We start from the raw sequence: 807 nt of genomic DNA, 5'->3' as shown, positions 1-807 counted from the left end.
GCTGGTGGAGGAGTGGGCGCCCGATCAGGTGGCGCCGGCCGAGCCGCTGGCGGAGTTCTTCCGCCGCTTCGTCGCCTCGCACGGTCCTGCCGGCCCGCGAGACTTCGCCTGGTGGACCGGCCTTCCCCTGGGCGTCGCGCGTCAGGCCGCCGATGCCGCAGTCGAGCATGTCGAGGTGGTCGCCGAGCGTGCGGGCGATCGGCTGTGCGTCAGCCGCTCCCGCGCCCCACGGCGTCTGCTCTCAGCGCCCCGCGTCATGGCGCTCCCGCCGTTCGAGGAGTCCTACATCTCCTACGCGGATCGCACCGTGACCTGCCCTGCCCCGTTGCTCGGAGAGGTCGGTCCCGCCAAGAACGGCATCGTCAAGCCCATCCTCGTCGCCGACGGGGAGGTCGTGGGGGTGTGGTCGACGTCGGTGGCGGCCGGCCGGCAAGCCCGGCTGCCGGTGGCGCGCGTCCTGGCGCCCGATCGGGTCGAGGCGCCCGAGGTCGAGGCCGCGGTGGCCCGCTTCTCACACTTCCTCAGCCGCTGAGGCGGGCGCCGCGGGTCGGTCTTCCAGGCTGCGCGCCGACCCCGCCCCCGGTGCCGCCCAGCCCCGCCGCTCAGCCCTGCGCGTGCCGCTCGAGGAAGTCGTACACCTCGTTGTCGTCGACACCGGGGAAGGCCCCCCGCGGCAGGGGCGAGAACATCTGCATGTGCACGCGGGCGCTCGGCCATGCCTTGCCCTCCCAGCGTGAGGCGACATCAGCCGGCGGGCGTCGGCAGCAGGCCTCGTCGGGACACGACGACGACACCCGCTTGGGCGTC

At 74.2% G+C, this 807-nt stretch carries 1 protein-coding gene and 1 pseudogene; one reads left to right on the top strand and one right to left on the bottom strand.

The features are described from left to right. Positions 1 to 532: winged helix DNA-binding domain-containing protein (locus NQ160_RS24335; protein ID WP_257517530.1), on the top strand; the 532-nt coding region annotated here is incomplete at its 5' end. 70 nt (positions 533 to 602) lie between these two features. On the opposite strand, the pseudogene NQ160_RS24330 reads toward NQ160_RS24335, so the two are convergent. Then, positions 603 to 807 (bottom strand): annotated as a pseudogene (locus tag NQ160_RS24330) (XRE family transcriptional regulator); the annotation flags it as partial.

The sequence above is a fragment of the Microbacterium sp. zg.Y909 genome, assembly GCF_024626565.1.
Note: the sequence above shows the minus strand (reverse complement) of the source record. Positions and strands in the feature narration are given on the sequence as shown.